The sequence below is a fragment of the Serratia sp. 506_PEND genome, from assembly GCF_001076875.1.
GTDB classification, from domain to species: Bacteria; Pseudomonadota; Gammaproteobacteria; order Enterobacterales; family Enterobacteriaceae; genus Serratia; species Serratia marcescens.
This window is the reverse complement of the sequence record NZ_JVEL01000541.1, coordinates 1-834: the sequence shown is the minus strand read 5'-3', so window position 1 is coordinate 834 and position 834 is coordinate 1. Positions and strand designations below refer to the sequence as shown.

Annotated in this window: 2 protein-coding genes; one reads left to right on the top strand and one right to left on the bottom strand. The window is 53.1% G+C overall.

Annotation, left to right across the window (positions count from 1 at the left end; translation table 11 throughout):
- Positions 1-28: 28 nt before the first annotated feature.
- The gene (lysM, locus tag ADK28_RS23495) at positions 29-475 is read right to left on the bottom strand and encodes a peptidoglycan-binding protein LysM (protein ID WP_016927389.1); all 447 of its coding nucleotides are present in this window, start codon (positions 473-475) and stop codon (positions 29-31) included.
- A 228-nt stretch (positions 476-703) separates the two neighbouring features.
- Between lysM and ADK28_RS30540 the strand changes: the two genes are divergently transcribed.
- On the top strand, positions 704-834 hold a 131-nt coding region (locus ADK28_RS30540; RefSeq protein ID WP_075202135.1), incomplete at its 3' end, for a DUF1482 family protein.

Here is an 834-nt window from a genome sequence, read left to right as displayed (position 1 = left end):
CGTAACCGGGCCTGGGTAGACCGATGCGTTATTGCGGGATACGCAACACCTGCCCCGGATAAATCTTGTCCGGGCTCGACAGCATCGGTTTGTTGGCTTCGAAAATCTTGTTGTACAGATTGGCGTTGCCGTACATCTCTTTAGAGATCGCGCTCAGCGTATCGCCCTTCTTCACGGTATAGAAGCGGCTCTCGGCGTCGGATTGCGCTACCGCCACCTTGTCTTCCACGCCGCTGATCCCCGCCACGTTGCCGATAGCCACCAGGATCTTCTCTTTTAACTCCTGGCTGACGGCGTCGCCGGTCACTACGGCTTTACCATCGACCACCTGCACATCAACTTTGTCGGTGCCCGGCAGGCCGCTCTTATCGAGATGTTCCTTGAGTTTGGCGCTTTGATCTTCGGCGGAGGCATTGCCGGTGACTGTATCCCACAGTTTTTCGCCCGCTTCTTTGACGAAGTTAAACAAGCCCATATTCACTCCTTTTGATGGTTGCAGTAATGCGTTTAAGTAAGGCTTGTTAAGCTTAGCATCGACAAAAGGATATGCCATCCGCTTACGGCGTCAGAAACGGGTAGAGTATTCCGAAAGTGTCGTCAGCGGCGTTTCCATGGCGATTAATCGCGCAATGATGCTGAAAAATCGCGCTTTTCTACCTACACTGTTGCAGACAAGGCAACTCGACGAAGGAGGCGTGCAACGATGTACGCATTGGTGATGTTTGTCTGTTATCTGGATGGCGGCTGCAGTGAAATGGTGGTCGATATATTGCGCGACGAGCCGCAATGCCTGGTCGCGATGAAGGAACAGAACTTGCGACACGCCGGCTGTTA

What these genes read in the sequence shown, in the direction of transcription:
- lysM (WP_016927389.1), bottom strand. Translation starts at nt 475, where the DNA reads ATGGGCTTGTTTAACTTCGTCAAAGAAGCGGGCGAAAAACTGTGGGAT.